This window comes from Flexithrix dorotheae DSM 6795 (genome assembly GCF_000379765.1).
GTDB classification, from domain to species: domain Bacteria; phylum Bacteroidota; class Bacteroidia; order Cytophagales; family Flammeovirgaceae; genus Flexithrix; species Flexithrix dorotheae.
Genome location: NZ_KB903451.1, coordinates 42,595 through 60,556, shown reverse-complemented (window position 1 = coordinate 60,556; position 17,962 = coordinate 42,595). Strand labels below are relative to the sequence as shown.

Genomic DNA, 17,962 nt, shown 5'->3' with positions numbered 1-17,962 from the left:
TAAAATTTAAAATAAAAGCTCAGGAGCAATTGCATTGTGGCTGTTCCTAATTCGGCATTTGTAATGCCAGGCTAAGGTCAATTTTTCCAGATAAATACAGGTTCAACTCTTTCTATGAAAAAACATTACAAACTTTTTATTTTCTTGCCTTTTTGCCTCATTTTCGGCTTTTCAGCTAAAGTATCGGCCAGTTCAGATTCTGTAAAAGTGGATGTAAACCTTGATGTAAAACATGAAGTAGGCCATATTTCCACTTTCGATAGAAAGAAATTTATCACCATCCATTCAGACATTACCGAACAGGAATGGGATGGCAATAATTTTACCCCTGATCTAAGAGATCATTTTCTCAATGGTTATGATGTGTATCTGGGCAGAAATACCGGAGGAATCAGCTGGTGGTTAAATACTATGATTACGGAAGATTCCTTAAGGCCAGGATATGCCAATCCCGGAGATATTACACATTATGGAAATTACGTGAGAAATGAATACGGAAATAAATCTAATTACCACCATTATGAATCCCGGAATGAGCAGATTATTTGTGCCCAGTTACATCCGTTTTGGCCTGATGGCAAAACAACCCAGAAAGGATGGGCATTTTCTCAGACAGATACAGAAGAAGAACCATTTGGAACGGCCACAGGAGAATATATGGGACGTTTCATCAAAGATTTTTTTGGAACAGGTGGTATTAATGGTCAGAATCGCCCAAAATATGTAGAGATAATTAATGAACCATTATGGCATTTGGTAGATTTTGGAACAGACAAACCAGAAGATATTTTTAAGTTTCACAATGCTGTGGCCAAAGAAATTAGGAAATATAATGAGGATTTGGTGATTGGCGGCTATTGCACAGCCTTCCCTGATCACGAGACAAACAATTTTGAAGAATGGGAGGAAAGGTGGAAATTATTCATGGATATTGCAGGTGAAAATATGGACTTCTGGACTATTCACTTATATGATTTTCCCTCCATAAACAATGGAAAACAACTTTACCGGAAGGGGAGTAATATGGAAGCCACTTTCGATATCATGGAGCAATACAGTTACATGAAATTCGAGGAAGTAAAACCATTTATGATTTCAGAATACGGAGCCCAGATGCACGATTATGCCAAGCAATGGACGCCATATAGAGATTGGTTGCATATTAAATCTGTGAATTCCATGCTGATGCAGTTTATGGAGCGGCCACATATTATTAATAAAACAATTCCATTTAATCCGCTAAAGGCAGAGTGGGGAAGGGCCGAAGACGGTTCCGCTTATAACCATCGAATGCTTCGGAAAGCAAACGAATTGCCTGGACAGACAGGAGAAGAATATGTGTATACCGAATTTGTGAAAATTTACCAGTTATGGTCAGACGTAAAAGGGACCAGAGTAGATTCTTATTCTACAGATTTGGACATTATGGTGGATGCTTATGTAGATGGCAATAAAGCTTATGTGATATTGAACAATCTCAATTTTTCTGCAGTTGATATTGACCTGAATTTGATGGGGTTCGGTGAAAATTCGGTAGAAAAGGTAAGTGTCAAACATTTGTACCTAGAAGGTCAGAATCCTATTTTGAAAGAGGAGGAATTGCCCGAAATTCCTGATGGAATGACCATAGAAAGTGAAGGAACGATCATTTTAGCCTATACCTTGGCGGGTGAAATTACAATTCCCCACCTCTCCACAGAAGAAAAGCTTTATGCAGAGGAATACTTAAAACCAATTGAAGGGGGAAAAACGGAAAGTTTCAATATCAAGGGTGTACCAGAGTCTGAATTTGGAGAAGCTGTACTAAGATTGGGTATTGGAAGAAACCATGGGAAATCCTTGAAACCAGTCATTAGTTTTAATGGTACTGCTTTAGAAGTTCCTGAAAATTTCAGAGGAGATCTTCAAAATGACAGGCCAAATTTTTATGGTGTGCTGGAAATACCTGTACCTCTGGAAATCATAAAAAAAGAAAATACCATAACAGTTACTTTTAGTGACAATGGAGGTCATATCAGCAGTGTGGCATTACAACATTATACATTTACCAGGGAAATAACGAGGTCAGCAAAACCTCCAGTTATTTCCGGTACTGAGGAAGAGGATTTTGGTAAAAAAAAAGTAGAAATTTATCCCAATCCCGCAAAGACAGAAATTAACCTAAAAACTCCCACATCATATCTTGGAGAAGGATTTTCCATTCATAATTATTTGGGAAAGGCAGTAAAATCAGGAATAATCCAAAAGGAAATTCAGGCAATAGAATTAGGTAAATTACCAGCTGGATTATACTTCCTCAGATTTGAGAATGATGGAAATTTGGCTAAAGGATATAAGTTTATTATGGAGTAAATAGACTGGTTTAAGTATCAATTTTAGTTTCTTACAATTAAGATTTGATTATTTGTTTTTAAGATTAATGCCAAAATGCCTTCAAAACCAGTGTGGGAAAATGTATCAGGTACCTACTTTTGATTTCTAGTCCTTGGTGGCAAAGGATTTCAGATATCTATTTTACTTTCTCGGAATACCTTTTTGAAGGCAAGATTTTTTGGTTCTTTTTCATCGAATGGAAAAAGAATAAACGGCTTAATAGTTATTCACTTTTTCCTACGGGAAATATTTTCCAATAATTTCCCAGTCTACCATAAATTATTATTGCAGGAAAGATTCCAGTAGCAAATTGTGAAGTAAAAACAACATCGTTTACCGGGTTGACTTTCCACATAATTATCCATTCTATTATTAAAGCCCCTATGAAAAGAAAGAAGATTTTGAATCCGATAATGAATTTAAAGACAAATTTAAAAGGAGTTAATCTGGTTATTAGTTCAAATAAGATTATTAATGAAAGGCTAGAAACAGGTAGAAAGTAAAATATTAAAATGGGTATTCCTTCAATATATCTAGCTTCGAGAGCCAGAAAAGGAATCAATGTTAAACCGGTTAGGGCTGAAATAATAAACAATAAAATCTTTTTCGATAAGATCATTATTTTTAGCTGGTACTTTTAACTACTACATTATTTTTCCTACAAATTAGCAATAAAATCCTCCAGATTAATACTCCTGTCCAAATCCATTTTCTTCCTAATCCTGTACCTTGATGTATGCACAGATTCTACCGTTATTCCCAATAACTTCGCCATATCCTTAGAAGAAAAATTCAGTTTAATCAGGGCACAAAGCTTGTGATCATTCTGGCTGAGGTTTGGATATTGTTTTTTGAGTTTATTATAAAACTCCTGGTTTACGGCTAAAAACCTGAGTTCAAATTCTTCCCAACTCAGGCTGGCACTTCGGTCTATTTTTTTAATGATTTTATTGATTTCCGAAGGATTTGGATTTTTCTTTTGTTTGAGAAGTTCTTCTTTGGTTTCAATTAGTAACTCTTCTTTTTCAATGGCTTGTAGGGCAGAAGTGGTCAGTTCTTTATTTTTAACCAGTAAAACTTCTTCTGCTTTTTGTATTTCCAGTTGCTGTTTTTGTTGTAAAAGCCTTTTTTCTGCCTTGTACCTGGTGCGTAGAAATCTGTAAATGATAAAACCCAAAATAATCAGGAAAGCAATAGTTCCGGTGAGGATATAAGATTGGAGTTCGTTAATCTGGTGTTGTTGTTCTAAAAATTTGAGCCGTTGTTCTTTGATCAGCTGATCCTGGCGCTCCATTTCAATACGGTAAGTATCCTTTATTTCCAATAATCGCTGATTGTGCTGGCTTCGGCTACCAAACTGTTTTTCATTCAGTAGTTTGGATTCCTGCATCACTTCATAGGCATGCTCGAACTGGCCCTTAAGATAATAGACTTCAGACAAATCCTCATAAATATTGGGAATCAGGTCAAGATGGCTCTTGAAGGTTTTTGATATATCCAGCGCAATCAAATAGTATTTTTCACTTTCATTCAGATTGCCAAGATTTTTATAAACCTCCCCCAAAAAAGGATAAAGAATGATCAGATAACTGCTGTCTGCATTTTCAAAAAAGGGTTTGACTTTTAGCAATACCTCACGGGCTTTTTCATATTCCTGCTCTTTGGCTAAAACATACCCCAATTCAGCATTCAGGAAGTGTCTTGCTTCCGCAGGTTCTTTTAAGTCATGACAGCTGTCCAGATAAACCCTTGCTTTTTTAAGTTCGTCTTCTTTTCTGAAAAGTGTAGCCAAAGCATAATAGTCGTCCAAAAGTCGCTGATTGTTTTGTGGTTTTTGATTTAATAATTCCTTATTGATTTTAATGGATTTATTAAAATACTCTTCGGCCATTTCTTTTCTGCCAAAAAAACTATAAAGCCAGCCAAGCCCATTATAAATTGAGGCTTTGGCACTTTCATTATTCAATTTTTCAGCTAAAATCAGAGCTTCCCAATAGCCTACATAAGAATTGTGATAATTAGCGATATTGGCATATAAATTCGACAGCCTTTCCAACACAATGATCACCCCCATAGTATCTTGTTTGTTGACAAAGTTAGCTTTACATTGCTCATATAACAGGATGGCTTTTTCAGGGTCTTTAAATTTTAAATATTCTGCCTGATTTAATAATTCTTCAATATTTCCGGCAGCGTTTTGTGATAAGGTTTCCATTGACTGTCCATTTCCATGGAAGTTCATTAAAATACAGCATAGAATAATTAAGTGTCTAGTAAGGATGGTGAAGTATGATTTATGCATTTTCATATAAAAACCTGATAGTCAGCAGCAAATATTATGATTATTAATTTAAAATCTAGCCATTTTGTTAGATTCTGTTGCTCACATTGAGTTTTTGTCTAGTTGATTTTTGTGGAAGATAATAAATTTTCAGCAAAATTTGTTGGGCAATTTAAAGAAGAATTGTATCGGTAAGATCCACGGGGTTTTATGTTTAGCAAATGTGATTATGAAAAAATATTATTACTCATTTACCTTGCTCATTTTTGTGTTAGTAGGCGGATATTATCTGTTAGGGCAGAATGGGAAAAATGAATTAAATAGAGAGACAAACTTTAACTTTGACTGGGAATTCGTTCTGGTTGGAAAAGCTGATTTTGAAAATCCGGATTTAAAGAAATTTGACTGGAGGAAAATTCAATTGCCACATGACTGGAGCGTTGAAGCCTCATTCGATTCAATCGGTGGTGAAGGAGCAACGGGATATTTACCCGGAGGCTATGGGCTGTATAAAAAACAGTTTAAACTACAGGCTGGGGAAAACCAGACTACCTATTTGTATTTCGATGGTGTATACAACAATGCAGAAGTTTACCTGAATGACATTAAGTTAGGAGATCATCCCTATGGCTATTCCCCATTTTATTTTGATATAACGGACCAGTTAAGCTCTGCGGATAACAATGTGTTGCTGGTAAAAGTAGACCGTTCAAGATATGCAGACAGTCGCTGGTACACAGGATCAGGAATTTATAGAAATGTGAAACTGGTGACTACTTCAAATTTGCACATTCCGGTTTGGGGAACTTTCATTACCACCCCGGAAATCACAGCGACAAACGCCAGAGTGGCTTTGGAAGTTACGGTAAAGAATAAAAATAAACAGGATGAAAATTTTGATTTACTCACCCAGATTTTTGACCCAAAAGGGGCACTGGTTGCGGAGTTGACTCAAAAGGCAGCTGTTGAAAAATCATCAGAAGGAACCTTCAGCCAAAATTTAACAGTAAATGATCCATTACTTTGGGATATACAATCCCCAAACATTTATAAGGCCGTAACTTATATCAGACAGGACGGAGAAAATATGGACCGATATGAAACGCCTTTTGGAATCAGGGATATTAAATTTGATAAAGACGAAGGTTTTTTTCTCAATGGAAAAAATACTTTGATTAAAGGTGTTTGTCTGCATCACGATGCGGGCCTGGTAGGGGCTGCAGTCCCATTGGGAGTTTGGAAAAGGCGGTTATTAAAATTAAAAGAGGCAGGTTGTAATGCCATCAGAATTTCCCATAACCCGGGGTCAGAAGAGTTTTTAACCCTTTGTGATGAAATGGGTTTTTTGGTGCAGGAAGAATTCTTCGATGAATGGGATAATCCCAAGGATAAAAGATTGAATCAGAACGAGCGATCAGTTGATTATATCACCAGAGGATATACCAGGTTTTTCCAGGAATGGGCCGAAAGAGATTTGAAAACTACCATGCTCAGGGATAGAAATCATCCTTCCGTTTTCCAATGGAGTATAGGGAATGAAATTGAATGGACTTATCCCAGGTATGCCCATGCTTCGGGCTATTTTAATATGAGCTGGCAGGGAAATTATTTTTGGGAAAAACCTCCAATATCTCCCGAAGAAATCCGGAGAAGATATGAGGAAAGTCCGGAAGAAAAATACGTTTTGGCCAAAACCGCCCAAAAGCTTTCCAACTGGACCAAAGAACTGGATACTACCCGCCCCGTGATAGCCAACTGTATTCTGCCATCAGTCAGTCACCTTTCCGGATATGCCGATGCCCTGGATATCGTGGGTTATAGCTACCGAAGAGTTTTGTATGATTACGGGCATGAAAACTACCCGGATAAACCCATAATGGGAACTGAAAATCTGGTACAATGGCATGAATGGAAAAGTGTAATGGAACGCCCTTTTATTTCCGGAACTTTTTTTTGGACCGGCATAGATTATATGGGGGAGTCCAATGCCAGCTGGCCCAAAAAAGCAACCACAAGTGGGATGCTGGATTTAGCAGGGTTTGAAAAACCCTCCTATCAAATGATCAAAACATTATGGACTGAAGCGCCTCATATTTACATCGCATCTCAAACGGAAAAAAAGTCCATTTTTAAAGTAGATGAGGCCACCGGAGCCCCTGTGGAAAAAAAAACAGGAGGATGGAAAAAAGCCTTATGGTCCTGGCATGATGTCAATGAGCATTGGAATTATGAGGACAACGAAACTACCATTGTTGAGATTTATTCCAATTGTGAGGAAATTGAATTGTTTCTGAATGAAAAATCATTGGGGGTAAAAAGGCTGAAAGATTTTCCCGATCATATTTATAAATGGGTGGTCAACTTTAAAAAAGGCAAACTGGAAGCCATCGGGAAAAAGGATAAAGCCATGGTTAATGCTAAAATTCTAACTGGTAACCAACCTGTAGCTATCGAACTCGATGCAGATCAAAATCAAATTTTTGCCAACAATACTGATGTGGTACATGTGGTAGCCAAAATAGTGGATGAAAACGGAAACCGGGTAAAGCATCAGGAACTTGAGGTTGAATTTGAGGTAAATTCCAAAGTGAAAATATTAGGAGTAGATAATGGTTCAGCCACTAATGTTCAGGACTTTCAAACGAATAAAGTCAGGACACATAATGGAAAAGCGCTTTTAATAGTCCAGGCAAAAAACGAAATGGGAGAGGCAGTTATAAAGGCGAAATCCAAAGGGTTAAAAGAGAATTCACAAAAAATTTCAATCAGATAATAAAATATTTTAAAAAGAAGCAAAAGACTTAAACTTAAAAATATGAAAGCAGCATTTTATTCAGAAAAAGGAAAGTTTATAATTGGAGAGTCAGATCCTGTGAAACCCGGAAAAGGTGAGGTAAGGCTGAATGTAGCTTATTGTGGCGTTTGTGGCACTGATGTTCATATTTTTCATGGGGTAATGGACCAAAGGGTTGCCAGGCCTCAAACTGTTGGACATGAAGCTTCTGCTACAGTAGCAGAAATAGGTGAAGGGGTAGAAAATGTGAAAGTGGGGGATGTGGTAGCGGTTCGTCCTTTGCATTTTGGGGCACCGCATCCATTTGATAAGGGAAATGCACATGTAGGTAAAAACCTGAAATTTATTGGGATTGACAGTCCGGGGGCATTCCAAAAAAGCTGGACGGTTCCGGCCTATACTTTACATAAACTTCCGGAAGGGCTAAGCCTTGAGCATGGGGCTTTCATAGAACCTCTTTCGGTAGCTTGCCATGATGTAAAAATAGGCAGAGTAAAGCAGGGAGAAAACTGCCTGGTGATTGGGGGAGGACCAATTGGAACTTTAATCGCTTATGTATTGAAGGAAAAAGGGGCAAATGTTTTTATTTCTGAGGTGAATGATACCAGGCTTGAATTACTTTCATCATTGGGATTTACTACCATCAATCCCATAAAAGAAAATCTTGTAGAGCAAATTGGTAAACTTACTGGTGAAGCCATGATAGATTGTGCATTTGAAGTGTCAGGTTCGGCTGCTGGTGTAGAAGCCATGACCGAAGTGGTAAATGCAAGGGGAAGAATTGTGATGGTAGCCATTCACGGAGGGGAAAAGAAAAAAGTGGATTTGTTTAAATTTTTCTGGTCCGAATTGGAATTATTGGGTGCAAGGCTCTATCAGGAGGATGATTATGAAGAAGCTATTCGAATTGCCGCTACTGGAAATATTCCATTTGAAAAACTGATCACCAAGGTAGATGTGTTGGATAACATTCAGTCAGTTTTTGAGGAAATTGATCACAACCCTGCCGGAATGAAATATTTGATTAATTGTCAGGGATAAATTTTGGTTCTTACTACTGGATAAAAATAATCTTAGAAAGATATGTTCTTTTAGAAATTCCTTCTTGTATGGTTTTTAAAGGAGAGTTAAAAACCTCCCCCTACCCCCTCCAGAGGGGAAAAATACGTTTCCCCCTTTAGAGGGGGTAGGGGGAGGAAGTAAAGTTGGTAAGTTTTAATAATTTAATTTATATATAATGTCTAGTAGTATGATACTGGTTCTTAAGCATCATTAAAAAAAGAAAAAATGGGAATAATAGATACTTTTAAATTAGACGGGAAAACAGCTTTGGTTACTGGTTGCAAAAGGGGCATAGGAAAAGCCATGGCGATTGGACTGGCAGAAGCCGGAGCAAATATTATTGGTGTATCAGCTTCTTTAGAATTAAGTGGAAGTGAAGTGGAAAAGGAGGTTATAGCCAGAGGAAAAAGCTTTAAAGCCTATCAGTGTGATTTTTCCGATAGAAAATCGCTTTACGAATTTATTGAAACGGTAAAAAAGGATTTCCCCAAAATAGATATTCTTATCAATAATGCGGGAACCATCCTGAGAACTCCGGCAGCCGAACACCCTGATGAAATGTGGGATAAGGTGATTGAAGTCAACCAGAACTCCCAATTCATATTAACCAGAGAGTTTGGAAAAGAAATGATAAAAAGGGGAGAAGGCAAAATCGTATTTACTGCATCATTGCTGACCTTCCAGGGGGGGATTACTGTTCCGGGATATGCGGCCAGCAAAGGGGCTATCGGGCAGATGACTATGGCATTTGCCAACGAATGGGCTGGGAAAGGTGTAAATGTCAATGCCATTGCTCCGGGTTATATCAATACCGATAATACAGAAGCTTTGAGAAACGATCCGGACCGATCGGCTTCCATACTTTCCCGAATTCCGGCCAACCGATGGGGAGAACCCCAGGATTTTGCCGGTCCGGTAGTGTTTCTGTGTTCCGAGGCTGCTGCCTACATGCATGGCACCACAATGCTTGTGGATGGAGGCTGGATGGGCAGATAAATACCCTGAATATAAAAATAATAAGGTGGTCCGGCCATTCGGTTCGCTTTAATCCTTCAAACCAAAAAATATAAAAATGACTGAAATAAAAAATTATCAACTTTTTATAAATGGAGAATGGACAAATGCAGCTTCTGGGGAATCAGAAGAAATTTATAGTCCTTCCGATGATTCAGTAGTTGGAACTGTTCAGATGGGCGTAGAAGAGGATGCTCAAAAGGCATTGGAAGCTGCGGAGCAGGCACAAAAATCCTGGAAAAAAGTACCTGCCAGACAGCGGGGGGAATTAATGAGAAAATTTGCTGCAGAAATTCGGGCAAATAAAGCAAAACTTGCCAGATTATTAGTCCAAGAGCAGGGCAAACTAATTGGTGTGGCAAATATGGAAGTGGAAGTAACAGCTACTTTTATTGAGTACGCCTGTGATTGGGCAAGACAGATTGAAGGCGATATTATTCCATCTGACAATCCTGATGAACAAATCTGGATTCAGAAAATCCCAAAAGGGGTTGTGGTGGCCATTACGGCCTGGAATTTCCCGCTTGCTCTTGCCGGGCGAAAACTCGGGCCTGCCATTGTTGCGGGAAATAGTGTGGTGCTGAAGCCTACTCAGGAAACACCTCTGGCTACCTTGGAACTTGGTTTTATTGCTCAAAAAGTAGGTTTACCAAAAGGTTTATTGAATATCGTAACTGGACAGGGCAGGGTATTGGGAAATGCTTTGGTGGCTAACCCAATTACCAAAATGGTAACCATGACCGGAAGTACTCCGGCTGGCCAGCAAATCTTTAGAACTGCTGCGGATAACCTGATTCATGTGCAGCTGGAATTGGGAGGGAAAGCACCATGCATTGTTTTTCCGGATGCTGATCTGGACCAGGCGGTGGAAGGGGCATTTTATTCCCGATTCGATAATTGTGGCCAGGTGTGTACCTGTAATGAAAGGTTGTATTTGCATGAGGATATTTATGAGGCTTTCATGGAGAAATTTATGGCTAAAGTGAAAGATTTGAAAGTGGGTGACCCCATGAATCCGGAAACGCAAATGGGACCGAAAGTCAATAAAAAGGAAGTGGGAAATATGGAACACCTGGTAGTCAAAAGTGTGGAAGAAGGGGCAACTATTGCTTTTGGTGGCAAAAAGCCAGAAGGAGCACAATTTGAAAAAGGATGCTGGTTTGAGCCAACCATTCTTACAAATGTCACTCAGGAAATGACCATCGTTCACGAAGAGTCTTTTGGACCAATTCTTCCGGTAATTAAATTTTCGTCTTTTGAGGAAGTGATTGGCTATGCCAATGATTGTGACTATGGTCTGGCTGCCATGATTTTCACTAAAGATATGTCTACCATCATGAAATGTAATGATGAATTGGAGTTTGGGGAAATTTATGTGAACAGAGGGCACGGAGAACAACATCAGGGTTTCCACAATGGCTACAAACTGAGCGGAACGGGTGGTGAAGATGGAAAATATGGTTTTGAGCAGTACATGGAGAAAAAGACTTTTTATGTGAAATATTAGTAAGATCAATGGATAATACGATTTCAAAAATTCAAAGCAACTTATTTAAAGTTCCACTTCCCGAAGTATTGAATGATGCCAAACATGGTGACCATACGCATTTTGAGCTGGTGACTACTACCATTACTTTGGCAGATGGAAGAGAGGGTACCGGATATACTTATACAGGGGGGAAAGGAGGGCATGCCATCAAGGCTATGGTAGATCACGATCTGGCACCTGCACTTATTGGGCAGGATGGAAGTAATATTGAAAAGATTTATGATTTCATGGAATGGCATATTCATTATGTGGGCAGGGGAGGAATAGCTTCATTCGCCATTTCTACAATTGATATTGCCTTATGGGATATTCGGTGTAAAACAGCCGATAAACCACTTTGGCAAATGGCAGGAGGGCATGGAAATACCTGTAAGGCTTATTGCGGAGGCATAGATTTGCAATTTCCACTCGAAAAATTGCTGGGTAATATTCAGGGTTATCTGGACAAAGGTTTTAATGCAGTGAAAATTAAAATTGGTCGGGAAAACCTGGATGAAGATCTTGCCAGAATAAAGGCTGTCAGGGAGCTGATAGGCGATGAGATCACTTTTATGGTAGATGCCAATTATTCCATGAGTGTGGAAAAAGCCATCAAAGCAGCCAAAGCATTCAGGCAGTATAATATTTTCTGGTTTGAAGAGCCAACCATTCCTGACAATTACAAAGGTTATGCGGAAATAGCCAAAGCAACCGGAGTACCACTGGCTATGGGAGAAAATCTGCATACTATTCATGAGTTTGAATATGCTTTTGAACAATCTAATTTATCATTCATCCAGCCTGATGCATCCAATTGTGGCGGGGTGACCGGCTGGCTGGCCGCAGCAAAATTAGCCCATAAAAATGGCTTACCTGTATGTTCTCATGGCATGCAGGAATTGCATGTAAGTCTGGTTTCGGCACAACCTAATTCTGGCTGGCTTGAAGTGCACAGCTTCCCTATTGATGAATACACTACTCGTCCTCTGGTGGTGGAAAACTTTAGGGCAGTAGCGCCAGAAACACCAGGAGTAGGAGTAGAATTCGATTGGGATAAATTAAAACCCTATTTGGTAAAATAGTAAATTTTTGGAAGGAGATATTTAACACATTTCTAATCACTTTCCACTAATCACCAACATCTAAATAAGAAAATGAAAAAACAAACATTTGGACAGATAGAGGGGAAGGAAATCGAACAATACATTTTGAAAAATGAAGCCGGGATGGAAGTGAAAATCATGACCTATGGGGCTACGATTACCTCTATTTCAATTCCCGGAGAAGATCGTAAAAGAATAGAAATTGCCTGTGGTTTCGATCAGCTGGATGCATATTTTGGGGAGGCTTACAAGGCAAATGCGCCTTATTTTGGCTGTACCGTAGGTCGGTATGCTTCCCGAATAAAAGATGGAAAATTCACTTTGGAAGGGAAAGATTATACAATGGCAGTCAATAATGGATCGAATCACTTACATGGCGGGTTAGCCGGATTTGATAAAAAGGTATGGGAAGCCCAAATAATTAATGATTCAAGTGTGGAGATGACTCTGGAAAGCCCTGATATGGAGGAAGGGTACCCGGGAAATGTGAAGGTAAAAGTTCAGTTTTCTTTAAGTGAAAATAATGAGTTGAAAATTGAATATCATGGAACTACTGATAAGGCTACACCACTTTCGCTGACCAACCACACCTACTTCAACTTGTCGGGCTTTGCTGAAACAATCGCAAACCATGAAGCAAAAATAGTTTCAGACCGCCTATTAGTCCCTGATGAAACGAATGTACCCGCTGGGGACATAAGGGAAGTTTCAGGAACGGAGGACTTAAGGTCAGCTAAAAAACTAGGAGAATTATTTAAGAGTTTACCACAGGGTTTTGAACATTTCTATGCGCTGGATACAAAAGATAAATTGAAACCTGTGGGATTTTTTAAACATCCTGCCAGTGGTAGAAAACTTGAAATTTCCACCACAGAACCCGGGGTGTTGTTTTATACCGGTTTTTTTACTTCCAATGAATTGAAAAGGGAAAATGGAGATCAGTTTGGAAAATTCAAAGCCTTTTGTTTTGAAACCAGCCGCTATCCAAACGGTCCTAATTTAAAGGATGCGCCCGGGTCGATCACCACTCCTGAAAAGCCCTATACCAGTAAGACTTCATTTAAGTTTTTCTGGTAAAAAGACGAGGTTTAAAGTGAGTACATCCTTCTTGGTAGGCTTTGCTAAACAAGGAGGACTAATTGGCTACCCACTTATCCCTAATCACTAACAACTAATTAATTTTTGAAAATGAATAAACGAAAACAATTATGATAGAAGGAATAATTTGGGCATTGATGGCTGGCTTAATGCTTGGCTTATATGCCTTACCAGAAAAATTCACCAGGGATTTCGAATTTGAAAATACCTGGGCTTTATTTTTCGCCATCAATACATTTTTGGTCCCTAATATTGCGGCTTTTGCCCTGGTAAAAAACTTCACCGGGATTATGGGAACGATTCCCGGAGGGGTTTTGTGGGGAATGGTCATTGCCAGTTTCCTGTGGGGAATTGGTGTAATGATGTGGGGAAAAGCCATTAACCATATTGGGCTGTCTCTCGGTTTTTCACTTTTTATTGGCACCATCATTTTAGTGGGTTCCTTATTGCCATTTTTAGTGGAAGGCCTGCCAGCTCCGGATATTTTATTCACTATTCTGGCAGGTATTTTTATAGTCTTAATCGGGGTAATGGCCAATGGAAAAGCGGGATTATTGAGGCAGAAGGACGAAAAAAATGAAGATGAAACCAAAAACGGTTCAATGACCACAGGAATTTTAATTGCTGTGATCGGAGGTTTACTGGCAACAGGTTTCAGTTATGCCAATGCCCTCGGCAGGCCGGTGATCCATGAAGCCTCACTCGCCATGGGTAATGCAGATTGGGTGACTTCAGTGATTGTGATGTATATCATTTACTTTTCCGGAGGTGTGGCAATTGCCATTTATTTTACCTGGCAGATTTCTGCAAAAAGTCTGTGGTCCCAATTTAGCACACCTTATCTGGGAAGAAATACCATGCTAACCACTATCATGGCCATTTTTAACTTTGCAGCATCTGTGGCATTTGCCTTTGCAGCTTTTAAATTGGGTAAGCAGGGAAACACAGTGGGTTATGCCATTTTTAATACCACCTCTGTAGCGGTAGCCATTGTAAGTGGTATTTTAACAAAAGAATGGATTAAGGCCTCTTCCAGGGCCAAAACCTATTTATATGTAGGATTAGCGAGTATGGTTACAGGAGTGGTGATTGTGGCTGTAGGGAATGGCTTATAAATTAAAGTCCACAATTTTGCTGTTTTTCGGGATTGAAAATCCCGGTACTTTATGAAAGGATTTTCAATCCCAAAACTACTCAATATGAAAACCAAAAATGCGCTTTGTTTAATACTCTTTGTTCTAATTTTAAGTGCTTGTTCCAACTCCAATAAAACAGAGGTTGGTGGTTTCCCCTGGGACATTCCTCAGGAAAAACCCGATCGTCCCCTAAGTGAGGCTATGGATAGATTGTACTCAGCATACCTTACCCCAAGGCCCGAGGACAATGAACTTTTTTCAAGTTTTAAATACACCCGACTAAAGGGGCTTGATTATAGCAATGGAGATGGAACCATTTCCCGAAGAGATCCTTCAAAAATTATCTTTGAAAATGGGAAGTATTATGTGTGGTACACCAAAAGAGATACTCCGGTACCCCCTCAGGGAGCAAAAGCTTCCAATGACACTATCCCGTCCACAGATTGGGATTTATGTGAAATCTGGTATGCCACTAGTCCTGACGGGTTGACCTGGGAAGAACAGGGAGTAGCGGTACCCCGGCCACCCAAACCTCAGGTAGGTTGGAGATCTGTTTCCACCCCTGATATTTTAAAATGGAAAGGAAAGTATTACCTGTACTACCAGGGATTTTTGGAAGCCAGCGGGACAAAAGGAGACCATTGCCCTGTAACAGCATCTGTGGCGGATTCACCTGATGGACCATGGAAAGCTTGTAATGAAATTGTGATTGAAAATGGAGCAGCCGGGGAATGGGACCAGTTTTCCATTCACGATCCTTATCCTTTAGTTTATAAAGATAAAATATACCTTTATTATAAAGCAGCATTTGGAGACCGTCCTGACTATCTGGTAGGACATGGTTTGGCCATTTCAGAAGATCCACTGGGAAATTTCACCAAACATCCCCTGAACCCCATCGCAAATTCCGGTCATGAAACGACATTATTTCCTTTTAAGGAAGGTATTGCGGCTTTAACCATCCGGAATGGAAATGAAAGTAATACCATTCAATACGCTTCGGATGGTGTGAATTTTAAAATTGCCTCTGTGACTGCCTTAATGCCAGTAGCAGCGGGTCCTTTTATTCCTGATGCCTTTTTAGGAAATGGAAATGGCAGGGGAATAAGCTGGGGACTTTGTCATTTTACCAATTCGGGTACTGCCACCACCAGGCATAGTACGCTGGCCCGGTTCGATTGTGATCTAAGCCTGGATTTAGATGATCCTGCTATGAAGAATACCCAGTTTTGGCTGGACCCGGAAGTCTATTTTTCTCAGGGATTGAATGAAAAACAACTTCAAAGAATTGGAAATAATTCAGGAAAATCGAAAGAATAAAACTGATTTTGCCAGATAAATATTAAACAAACTCAACATATTTTTTGTGAATGGCTTACATATACTTCTTTCCTTATTTTACATGTCAAATGTGGAAAATGGAATGCAGTTGATCTGATTTCAAAACTTTTTTCCTTAAGCATTTTCTATTTTAAGGGAAGCATAAACATCACTGAGCACTTCATATTTATTGGTTAGTACCACCAATTTGTCATTGGCCATGAGTTCGGTAGAGCCGTTTGGGGTCAGGTAATTTTCTTCCCGTTCTATCATGGCAATAATCGCATTTTGAGGAAACTTTAAGTCAACTATTTTTGCACCAATGGCTTTGGAATCTGGTTCGATCACAATTTCCTTCATAATGGTTTTGGGATGTTCTGCAAGCAATTCATCTGTTGGAGATAAAGGTTTGGCCTTTTCAGGCAATCCTACATTTAGCCACTTGGCAATCACTGACAAGGTGGTCCCCTGAATAAGCACCGAAGTTAGAGACACAAAGAATACGATGTTGAAAATAATATTGGCTTTATCTATTCCGGCTAACAAGGGGTAAGTAGCAAAAACGATGGGGACCGCACCCCTTAACCCCACCCAGGAAATATAAAACCTTCTTCTCAATTTCATCTTAAAAGGCAGTAGAGAAATGAAAACTGCCAGAGGCCGTGCGAATAGAATCAGGAAAACGGAAATTAATAAACCTATACCAATGTAGGGGATAATTTGGGTGGGAAAAACCAATAAGCCCAGGGTTAGGAATAACACGATTTGCATTAACCAGGCAAGACCATCAAACATGCGCATGATAGTCTTTTTATGAATTAAATACTGATTACCCAAATACACTGAGCATATATAAATAGCCAAAAAACCATTTCCACCCACTGCATCAGTGGTGGAAAAGGTAATAAACATCAGGGCTATGGAAAGCACAGGATAAAGTCCTTCAAAATCCAGTTTGATTTTATTAATGACAATTTTGCTTAATTTTCCAAAGAGGAATCCCGCTATACCTCCAATAACCATTTGTTGTAAAAACAATGGAATAATTGAAAATATGTTTTTGTCAGGTTCCTGCACAAGGGAAAGAAAGGCGATGGTAAGCACATAGGCCATTGGATCGTTACTTCCACTTTCTAATTCCAGGGTGGGTCTGAGATTCTTTTTTAAGGCCAGGTTTTTACCCCTTAGTATAGAAAATACAGCTGCTGCATCTGTGGAGGAGACTATGGCCCCAAGGAGTAGACTTTCATATAAGGTAAAGTCAGTAATGAAATAAACAAAAAAGCCTAGGCCAACTGCCGTTAAAAATACTCCAAGTGTAGATAAGGCTATTCCTACCTTTAAAACAGGTTTAACCGACTTCCAATTGGTATCCAGACCTCCGGAAAACAATATAAAATTAAGGGAAACCACCCCGATAAACTGGGCTATTTGAGGATTATCAAAATAAATACCCCCGATTCCATCAGAACCAGCAAGCATACCAATTGTAAGGAATAACAATAAGGTAGGTATTCCGAAACGGTAGCTGGTTTTTCCCGCTATTATGCTGATAAGCAATAGCAAAGAACCAATGAGAATTATATTTTCTATCGTTATATTCATTGATTATTTTCCCTCATTTCTTACTTCTCATGGTTACTTATGCCTTATTATGCTTATTTTAAATTCCCACTAAAAGCGTCACTCTTTTGTTTAAAAAAAAATCTTAGGATATTTCCATCATTGCGTCAAAATTAGCAAAAATGCATTGAATTCTGACAAGAATTTCAACCAAAAGCCAATTGAAATTTACCGCCTGGCCAAATATTCAGTACATTGGGATTTACAATGCCCAAACCTTATTTCGGCCCAAAATTGAATTGAAAGGCAGGAACAAAACCGATGGCCAAAAGATTTCAAATTTCTTTGAAAAATACAAGAATTCCATTGTAAAGAACCTCAACAAACTTTTACCAAAAGTGAAGTGAAACTGAATTTGGGTCAGCCAAATTCTCTTATTTCCCAGCACCACAAATGTCTTTTGGCAAGAAAAAACATTTGTTCTATTCTTAAAACGATATGTTATACCTCTCTGGAGGCAATTGGGCTACATTTGACCCCTGAACTATTGGTTATCTATGTGGCATATCCATTATTCTGTTGTATAAAGATTAATGGTAAAAACCACAGATACTGACTCGCTTTTAATATGAAAATGAATATGCCTTCCTGGTTTTTCTTTTCTGGAAAACAATCAGTTTGTCTCCAATA

Annotated in this window: 12 protein-coding genes; 9 read left to right on the top strand and 3 right to left on the bottom strand. The window is 39.0% G+C overall.

What is annotated here, in order from left to right; all coding sequences use genetic code 11:
- The first annotated feature begins 114 nt into the window (after positions 1–114).
- On the top strand, positions 115–2,352 hold the full coding sequence (locus tag A3EM_RS43230) for a T9SS type A sorting domain-containing protein (protein ID WP_020530282.1): 2,238 nt from the start codon (positions 115–117) through the stop codon (positions 2,350–2,352).
- Between the two features lie 244 nt (positions 2,353–2,596).
- On the opposite strand, the gene A3EM_RS0121320 is transcribed toward A3EM_RS43230, so the two are convergent.
- Positions 2,597–2,992, bottom strand: coding sequence for a hypothetical protein (locus A3EM_RS0121320; protein ID WP_157638013.1), 396 nt, complete (start codon positions 2,990–2,992; stop codon positions 2,597–2,599).
- Between the two features lie 39 nt (positions 2,993–3,031).
- The gene (locus tag A3EM_RS43225; RefSeq protein ID WP_169513394.1) at positions 3,032–4,588 is read right to left on the bottom strand and encodes a tetratricopeptide repeat protein; all 1,557 of its coding nucleotides are present in this window, start codon (positions 4,586–4,588) and stop codon (positions 3,032–3,034) included.
- A gap of 295 nt (positions 4,589–4,883) precedes the next feature.
- Between A3EM_RS43225 and A3EM_RS0121310 the strand changes: the two genes are divergently transcribed.
- The 8 genes from A3EM_RS0121310 (at position 4,884) to A3EM_RS0121275 (ending at position 15,709) form a co-directional block, all read left to right on the top strand.
- Positions 4,884–7,427, top strand: coding sequence for a glycoside hydrolase family 2 TIM barrel-domain containing protein (locus tag A3EM_RS0121310; RefSeq protein WP_020530279.1), 2,544 nt, complete (start codon positions 4,884–4,886; stop codon positions 7,425–7,427).
- Positions 7,428–7,469: 42 nt separating this feature from the next.
- Entirely contained in the window at positions 7,470–8,489 is a 1,020-nt protein-coding gene (locus tag A3EM_RS0121305) for a zinc-dependent alcohol dehydrogenase (RefSeq protein WP_020530278.1), read from the top strand.
- Between the two features lie 246 nt (positions 8,490–8,735).
- The gene (locus A3EM_RS0121300) at positions 8,736–9,506 is read left to right on the top strand and encodes an SDR family NAD(P)-dependent oxidoreductase (RefSeq protein ID WP_020530277.1); all 771 of its coding nucleotides are present in this window, start codon (positions 8,736–8,738) and stop codon (positions 9,504–9,506) included.
- A 76-nt stretch (positions 9,507–9,582) separates the two neighbouring features.
- Entirely contained in the window at positions 9,583–11,031 is a 1,449-nt protein-coding gene (gene aldA, locus A3EM_RS0121295) for an aldehyde dehydrogenase (RefSeq protein ID WP_020530276.1), read from the top strand.
- Between the two features lie 8 nt (positions 11,032–11,039).
- Entirely contained in the window at positions 11,040–12,134 is a 1,095-nt protein-coding gene (locus tag A3EM_RS0121290; protein ID WP_020530275.1) for a mandelate racemase/muconate lactonizing enzyme family protein, read from the top strand.
- Positions 12,135–12,206: 72 nt separating this feature from the next.
- Positions 12,207–13,232 (top strand): aldose epimerase family protein, encoded by a 1,026-nt coding sequence (locus tag A3EM_RS0121285; protein WP_020530274.1) that lies wholly within the window; start codon positions 12,207–12,209, stop codon positions 13,230–13,232.
- Positions 13,233–13,363: 131 nt separating this feature from the next.
- Positions 13,364–14,368 carry an L-rhamnose/proton symporter RhaT gene (locus A3EM_RS0121280; protein WP_020530273.1) on the top strand — a complete coding sequence of 335 codons (1,005 nt, stop codon included), beginning with the start codon at positions 13,364–13,366 and terminating at the stop codon, positions 14,366–14,368.
- A gap of 84 nt (positions 14,369–14,452) precedes the next feature.
- Positions 14,453–15,709, top strand: coding sequence for a glycoside hydrolase family 117 protein (locus A3EM_RS0121275; RefSeq protein WP_044239340.1), 1,257 nt, complete (start codon positions 14,453–14,455; stop codon positions 15,707–15,709).
- Between the two features lie 135 nt (positions 15,710–15,844).
- Here the strand turns inward: A3EM_RS0121275 and A3EM_RS0121270 are convergent, their stop codons facing one another.
- Positions 15,845–17,314: a potassium/proton antiporter gene (locus tag A3EM_RS0121270; protein WP_026210482.1), complete on the bottom strand. Its 1,470-nt coding sequence runs from the start codon at positions 17,312–17,314 to the stop codon at positions 15,845–15,847.
- Positions 17,315–17,962 lie beyond the last annotated feature (648 nt).

Excerpts from the sequence above, each read along its gene's own strand:
- A3EM_RS43225 (WP_169513394.1), bottom strand. The coding sequence starts at position 4,588 with ATGGAAACCTTATCACAAAACGCTGCCGGAAATATTGAAGAATTATTA.
- A3EM_RS0121320 (WP_157638013.1), bottom strand. The coding sequence starts at position 2,992 with ATGATCTTATCGAAAAAGATTTTATTGTTTATTATTTCAGCCCTAACC.
- A3EM_RS43230 (WP_020530282.1), top strand. The coding sequence starts at position 115 with ATGAAAAAACATTACAAACTTTTTATTTTCTTGCCTTTTTGCCTCATT.
- A3EM_RS0121270 (WP_026210482.1), bottom strand. The coding sequence starts at position 17,314 with ATGAATATAACGATAGAAAATATAATTCTCATTGGTTCTTTGCTATTG.
- A3EM_RS0121290 (WP_020530275.1), top strand. The coding sequence starts at position 11,040 with ATGGATAATACGATTTCAAAAATTCAAAGCAACTTATTTAAAGTTCCA.
- A3EM_RS0121300 (WP_020530277.1), top strand. The coding sequence starts at position 8,736 with ATGGGAATAATAGATACTTTTAAATTAGACGGGAAAACAGCTTTGGTT.
- A3EM_RS0121310 (WP_020530279.1), top strand. The coding sequence starts at position 4,884 with ATGAAAAAATATTATTACTCATTTACCTTGCTCATTTTTGTGTTAGTA.
- A3EM_RS0121305 (WP_020530278.1), top strand. The coding sequence starts at position 7,470 with ATGAAAGCAGCATTTTATTCAGAAAAAGGAAAGTTTATAATTGGAGAG.
- A3EM_RS0121280 (WP_020530273.1), top strand. The coding sequence starts at position 13,364 with ATGATAGAAGGAATAATTTGGGCATTGATGGCTGGCTTAATGCTTGGC.
- aldA (WP_020530276.1), top strand. The coding sequence starts at position 9,583 with ATGACTGAAATAAAAAATTATCAACTTTTTATAAATGGAGAATGGACA.
- A3EM_RS0121285 (WP_020530274.1), top strand. The coding sequence starts at position 12,207 with ATGAAAAAACAAACATTTGGACAGATAGAGGGGAAGGAAATCGAACAA.
- A3EM_RS0121275 (WP_044239340.1), top strand. The coding sequence starts at position 14,453 with ATGAAAACCAAAAATGCGCTTTGTTTAATACTCTTTGTTCTAATTTTA.